Origin of the sequence: Marinococcus luteus, assembly GCF_900106595.1 — a bacterium.
In the GTDB taxonomy this organism is placed as follows: Bacteria; Bacillota; Bacilli; order Bacillales; family Marinococcaceae; genus Marinococcus; species Marinococcus luteus.
Genome location: NZ_FNNC01000004.1, coordinates 273,561 through 280,004, shown reverse-complemented (window position 1 = coordinate 280,004; position 6,444 = coordinate 273,561). Strand labels below are relative to the sequence as shown.

6 protein-coding genes and 1 pseudogene are annotated in these 6,444 nt (G+C 45.0%); 3 read left to right on the top strand and 4 right to left on the bottom strand.

Annotation, left to right across the window (positions count from 1 at the left end):
- Nucleotides 1-424: 424 nt before the first annotated feature.
- Nucleotides 425-1,435: a catabolite control protein A gene (gene ccpA / locus BLV22_RS10555; protein WP_091614916.1), complete on the top strand. Its 1,011-nt coding sequence runs from the start codon at nt 425-427 to the stop codon at nt 1,433-1,435.
- 38 nt (nt 1,436-1,473) lie between these two features.
- Here ccpA and BLV22_RS10550 read toward each other — a convergent pair whose 3' ends face one another.
- Genes BLV22_RS10550 through BLV22_RS10540 form a run of 3 tightly spaced genes read right to left on the bottom strand, consistent with a single transcriptional unit; the run spans nt 1,474 to nt 3,944 of the window.
- Complete coding sequence (locus BLV22_RS10550; RefSeq protein WP_091614969.1) at nt 1,474-2,640, bottom strand: acetoin utilization protein AcuC; 1,167 nt, start codon at nt 2,638-2,640, stop codon at nt 1,474-1,476.
- Nucleotides 2,637-3,278, bottom strand: coding sequence for an acetoin utilization AcuB family protein (locus BLV22_RS10545; RefSeq protein ID WP_245724076.1), 642 nt, complete (start codon nt 3,276-3,278; stop codon nt 2,637-2,639). The genes BLV22_RS10550 and BLV22_RS10545 overlap by 4 nt, the downstream gene beginning before the upstream one ends.
- 33 nt (nt 3,279-3,311) lie before the next feature.
- Nucleotides 3,312-3,944: a GNAT family N-acetyltransferase gene (locus BLV22_RS10540; RefSeq protein ID WP_091614966.1), complete on the bottom strand. Its 633-nt coding sequence runs from the start codon at nt 3,942-3,944 to the stop codon at nt 3,312-3,314.
- A 173-nt stretch (nt 3,945-4,117) separates the two neighbouring features.
- Here BLV22_RS10540 and acsA point away from each other — a divergent pair, with 173 nt between their 5' ends.
- Both acsA and BLV22_RS15075 read left to right on the top strand, forming a co-directional pair.
- On the top strand, nt 4,118-5,836 hold the full coding sequence (acsA, locus tag BLV22_RS10535) for an acetate--CoA ligase (protein WP_091614911.1): 1,719 nt from the start codon (nt 4,118-4,120) through the stop codon (nt 5,834-5,836).
- Between the two features lie 109 nt (nt 5,837-5,945).
- Nucleotides 5,946-6,104 carry a hypothetical protein gene (locus BLV22_RS15075; protein ID WP_176967740.1) on the top strand — a complete coding sequence of 53 codons (159 nt, stop codon included), beginning with the start codon at nt 5,946-5,948 and terminating at the stop codon, nt 6,102-6,104.
- 33 nt (nt 6,105-6,137) lie between these two features.
- Here the strand turns inward: BLV22_RS15075 and BLV22_RS15070 are convergent.
- Nucleotides 6,138-6,444 (bottom strand): annotated as a pseudogene (locus BLV22_RS15070) (hypothetical protein); the annotation flags it as partial.

Below are 6,444 nucleotides of genomic sequence, written 5' to 3'. Positions count from 1 at the left end.
ATGCGCCATAACCCCTTTCCAGGCTATTTCTTTTTATCATAGCATAAAAAAACTGTCGACACGCTCTAAAATTAGAGCCATTGTCGACAGTCTGAAAGCACAGGGCTTCCTGTGCTTTTTTCTATGGTGAGCCTTAATAATTAATTTAAATTATTTGACAGCGTTTTCTTGAAAATAAGTATGAAAACGTAGTAAAATGAAAACAATTGAAAACAGGCCAAATCAAGAATGAAGACGTTTTGTGCTTAATATGGTATGATTGGAAAATCTGTGATTGTGAAGAAAAGAACAAACCTGAATAAACTTTGCTGAATAGGAAGTTATGAAAAGTTTTCATAAATGAATTGCAGAGGCTATAACCATTATTATATGATAGCATCATCTGTTGAGAAGTGGATGAAAGGGACTTGAAGGAGGATTACTAGTGAATACAACAATTTATGATGTAGCAAGAGAGGCTGGCGTTTCAATGGCGACTGTCTCGCGTGTGGTGAATGGCAACCCAAACGTGAAGCCAGCTACAAGGAAAAAGGTGTTGGATGCCATTGAAGGGCTCGGTTACCGTCCAAACGCTGTAGCACGTGGTCTGGCAAGCAAAAAAACGACGACCGTCGGGGTGATTATTCCCGATATATCAAGTGTTTTCTTTGCTGAGCTGGCCCGGGGGATTGAAGACATTGCGATGATGTATAAATACAATATCATCCTGAGCAACTCTGATCAGAATAAAGACCGGGAAATTAATCTAATTAACACTCTGCTTGAAAAACAAGTGGACGGAATTGTATTTATGGGCGGCGAAATTACCGAGGAGCATGTGGAACAATTCAAACATTCACCGGTGCCGATCGTTTTGGCTGCGACAGTCGATGAAAATAAGGAAGTGCCTTCAGTAAATATTGATTATGCAGATGCTGCTTTTGACGCTGTGGAAGAACTGATTGAAGGTGGGCACCAAAGAATCGGTATGGTTTCGGGCTCTCTTGAAGACCCGGTAAATGGATATAAAAAATTCAGCGGTTATAAAGAAGCCCTGAATAAAAACAATATTACTTTTGAAGAAGAATTAGTAACAGTAGGAGATTATTCGTATGATTCCGGACTCCGGGCTGCACAGTCCCTGATGAAGCTCGAAAATCCTCCAACCGCGATCTTTGCTTCTACAGATGAAATGGCTCTCGGAGTTATTCATGGTCTGCAGGATGATGGTTTCAGTGTGCCGGACCAGGTAAATGTCATCGGCTTTGATAATACACGTCTTGCGACTATGGTAAGGCCGACATTAACGACCGTAGTACAGCCGATGTATGATATCGGGGCGGTTTCGATGCGCCTCCTGACGAAGTTTATGAACAAAGAGGAAGTAGATGAAAGCACCGTAGTCCTTCCGCACCGTCTGGAATACAGACAATCAACGAATATCCCCGAAAAGTAAGGGAAGCAGCTTTTAACTGCTTCCCTTGTTTTTTATAATTACGGCCGTTTTTCATTTCTAATATGAAAAAGGGCTTTTTCTAATGAACGGATATTTTTTTCTTCAATCTCCGGTCGTCTTGGGATCGGAGGATACATGTGCTCCGGATCCTGCCATTTGATTGGAAGCTCGATAGGCGCACTTGCCCCCCAGCGGCTCCGCCACTCTTCTGGACAGTTTTGTTCGTATAATTGGGTCTGCTCACTCATTTCAAGCCATACGGCTGCCCAGGCTCTTGGTACGACTCTCCACATATCATAGCCTCCGCCGCCGACAGCAATCCATCTGCCTTCGCAGTATTCATGGGCTACTTGATGAGCGATCGCAGGAATAGCCTTGTATGACTCAATGCTTAAAGAGAGATGAGTGAGTGGATCAAAATAGTGGGCGTCTGCACCGTTAAGTGTAAAAATGACGTCCGGTTTGAAAAACTCGGCTGCTTCCCGCAGTGCTGTTTCATAGCAATGCAGAAAAGATTCATCCTCTGTAAAGGCGTCCACTGGTATATTGATGGAGGTGCCGTAGCCCTGCCCGGCACCTTTCTCACCAACGCTTCCGGTTCCTGGAAACAGGTATCTTCCTGTTTCATGAATCGACAGTGTGCAGACATCCGGTTCTTCGTAAAAAGAAAACTGGACTCCATCTCCGTGATGGGCATCTGTATCAACATATAACACGCGTGCTCCGAAGTGTTTACGTGCGTATTCAATGGCAATGGCACTGTCATTATATACACAAAAGCCCGAAGCCTTTCCCTGGAAACCATGGTGCAGGCCTCCGCCAAGATGGAAAGCATGAGATGCTTTACCTGAAAGAACTGTTTCAACAGCCTGAAGAGTGCCGCCGACAAGCGTGGCAGAAGCTTCGTGCATGTGGTCGAAAATAGGCGTGTCTTCGGTGCCCAGCCCGTAGTTATTTGCGACGCCGATACTCAGCTCACCCTTGCCAGCTGTTTTGACGGCCTCCACATAATGTTGGTCGTGCACAAGCATTATTTCTTCATCTGTTGCCATCCGTGATGGAACAAGCTGATCATCACGGATAGCCCCCATTTCAAGCAGCAGGTCAAATGTAATTTGCTGACGGAGGGGACTGAAAGGGTGATCGTCATTAAATTTGTACTGCGGCATGTCCGGAGAATAAACGAGAGCGTGATTCATTGTCATGACCCCGGCTCCGGCATTCTCGGCCATTGTACGGTATATCCTTTTTCTTCAATGGCGGCAATCAGCTTTCGGGGGTCCATTGTCTGCACCCGGAAGCTGAGCACCTGCTTATCAATCTCATTGTGTGGGAAGAGCAGTACACTGATAACGTTTGTGCCTTTTTCTTTAAAAATCAACGACAACTCTGCCAGTTGTCCGGATAAATTAGGAACAACAATATCTATCTGGGAAGATGGCTGATTGGCTCCTGTCATTTTTACTAACGTATGCAGAACGTTGGTTTCAGTTAGTATACCGACCAGTTTATCATCTGAGGAAACGACAGGGAGCGCACTGATGTCGTTCTCGTATAAGACTACTGCAGCGTCAGCCATCAGGTCATAGGACATGATTGTGACGACGGGAGAAGTCATAATTGTAGAAACGGGCTGATCCAGTTCTTTTTTATCATCGCCGGGCTGAAAAATGGAAGGGCTGGCATCGCGGATATCCCGGTCCGCTACAATACCGACGACATAACGATTTTCGTCGATCACAGGTATATGCCGGATGCGGTGTTTTTCCAAAAGCTCTAAAGCCGTGCGTATGAGCGTAGTTCGTTCAATTGTTATGACGTCTTTAACCATAATTTCTTCCACGAACAAGCAAACATTCCTCCTCTATGCAGGCGGTTAAAACATAAATTTATTAGTAAAACGAACATTATCAAATTGTTGAATATCGTTATCTGATACACGGGAGCCGATTCTTACCATTAAACAATTTGCTGGGTGAGAGCAAATTTCAGGATCATCAGTAGCCATCCACTCGAGGCCGCCAGCATTCATCATTTTTTCCATGAGTTTTCTATATTCCCAAACGGTTAAGCCGCTTGATTTAAGATCCCAGTGCCAGTAGTACTCTGTGGTAATAATAATATAGTCTTCCATGGCATCATCGAGCACAGAGAACTCTAATAGGCGTTTGCCAATTTTAGCTCCTCTGTATTCTTTGGCTATTTCGATGGCCCCAAGCTCCAGGAGACTGTCCAAACGGGCTTCTGACCAGCGTTCTAATGGGTCCGGATAGACAAATGTGACATAGCCGACAATTGTTTTGCCATCAGCCACGATATTAATCCGGCCTTCAGGAAGATCAGCAATGCCGATTAATGCCTTTTTTTGTTCTTCATGGGAACGAAACGCTGTAAGGCCTGGATGAAAGTCGTAATCGTGAAGTGTTTTACCAGAAACAGGGCCTTCCATGAGCAAAGTGTGGTTGTTCCATGCGATTTCCCTGGAATAATAGGTCTTTTTGTGAATCATGTACACCATCCTTCATCCACCTATGGTACTGCTTACATTATTATCATATCAGAAAATCGCTTCAGATTGGTGGAAGAAATGAGAATATTAAGAAATGAAAGAATTGAACAATATATGAACTTATATTATAATGAATTTGTGCAAATCAAGATCGACAGAAGGGAATGTTTCAAATGAAAGTGCAAACGCTTCCACCAATTGACGGAAATTACAACCTACAAGACTACGAACAAGCAAAACAAAATTTTGACTGGTCGGAAATTGAAAAACAATTCTCTTGGCACGAAACAGGAAAGGTAAACATGGCGTATGAAGCAATTGACCGCCATGCGGAGAATCCTGATAAGCAAAACCAGGTAGCACTGCATTATTTAGATGGAAGCCGCAAAGAGGAATACACATTTGCGGACATGAAAAAATACACAAACAAAGCAGCGAATGTAATGAAAGAAGCAGGTATTGAAAAGGGAGACCGCGTCTTCATTTTTATGTCCCGTTCTCCAGAACTTTACTTTGCTCTTCTCGGTGCAATTAAAGTGGGCGCTATCGTTGGCCCATTGTTTGAAGCATTCATGGAAGGTGCGGTCCGGGACCGTCTTGAAGACAGTGAAGCAAAAGCGCTCGTTACAACGCCGCAGCTAGTAGAACGGGTACCGTTTGATGATCTTCCAAACCTGGAAACAGTATTCATCCACGGTGGCGTAGATGATGAAAAAGGCGGATTTTTGGATTTTGATGCAAGGCTTCAGCAGGCAGGCAGCGATTTTGAACCGGAATGGGTAGACCGTGAAGACGGACTGATCCTGCATTATACTTCGGGTTCTACTGGAAAGCCAAAAGGCGTTTATCATGTACACAATGCGATGATACAGCACTACCAGACAGCAAAATGGGTGTTGGATTTGAAAGACGGGGATGTATACTGGTGTACAGCCGACCCGGGCTGGGTAACTGGCACATCCTACGGCATATTCGGCCCATGGCTTGCCGGCGTAACAAACGTGGTGCGCGGCGGACGCTTCAGCGCACAGGACTGGTATGACACTCTGGATCGGTACAATGTATCCGTTTGGTACAGTGCGCCGACTGCTTTCCGGATGCTCATGAGCGCCGGAGACGAGCTTGTGAAAGAATATGATCTTTCTTCGCTGCGGCACATTTTGAGTGTCGGGGAGCCGTTAAATCCAGAAGTGGTACGCTGGGGCGAAAAAGCATTTAATCTCCGCATTCATGATACATGGTGGATGACAGAGACAGGCGCGATGATGATATGTAACTATCCGGCAATGACAATTAAAGCCGGGTCCATGGGGAAACCAATCCCAGGAGTCTATGGAGCAATTGTCGATGATCAGGGAAATGAGCTTCCACCGAACCGAATGGGTAACCTGGCTATTAAGCCAACCTGGCCGGCAATGATGAGGGCTATTTGGAACAGAAAAGAAAAGTTTGACAGCTACTTTGAATTGAATGGCTGGTACGTATCCGGTGACTCTGCCTACATGGACGAAGACGGTTACTTCTGGTTCCAGGGACGTGTGGATGACGTTATCATGACTGCTGGTGAAAGAGTCGGCCCATTTGAAGTAGAAAGCAAACTGGTTGAACACCCGGCTGTAGGTGAAGCAGGGGTTATTGGTAAGCCAGACCCGGTGCGCGGGGAAATCATCAAAGCATTTGTAGCCTTGCGGGAAGGATATGAAGCTTCAGATGAGTTGAAAGAAGAAATTCAAAACTTCGTGAAAAAAGAACTTGCTGGGCACGTTGCGCCGAAAGAAATTGAATTCCGTAAATCACTTCCGAAAACAAGAAGTGGTAAGATTATGCGCCGTGTCTTGAAAGCATGGGAACTTGATCTGCCTACTGGTGATCTTTCTACTATGGAAGACTAGAGTATGAAAATGTAAGAAGCCTCCGTACTTATTATGTACGGAGGCTTCTTTATTTCTAATGGCCCTTCAGGTATGATATACAGTAAGAATAGAAAGGGGCGGGGTGGTCTTGGTTGCTTTAATTATCGGTATTATTATTTTACTGGAAAGTTTCTATTTAATATTTAAAGGAAGTAAAGAAAATCGACGTTTTCTGCGGACGGCAGGAATGGTTTCAGTGCCTATTGCAATATTGCTGGTCTGGATTGGACTGGCCCAGATGGCTTAATTCTTAATTTCAGTACATAATGATTTTTATTCCTTACTCTTCCTGTTCGGAAGAGTTGCTTTCATCTATCTCATTCTCAGTATCACTTGAAGCCTCTGGCGAGGAATTTTCGCCGGGGGCTTCTTCATTGGTGGATGAGCCGCCAGACTCTTCGGTGTCCCCCGTGGCATTATCATCAGAAGGAGCAGAAGAGGAATCCTCAGTGGATTCCTCTTCGTCGGTGGATGAATCTCCGCCGGAGTCTTCAGTTTCATCAGAGCCGTCGTCCCCGGAAGGAGCAGAAGAGGAGTCCTCAGTGGATTCCTCTTCGTCGGTGGATGAATCTCCGCCGGAGTCTTCA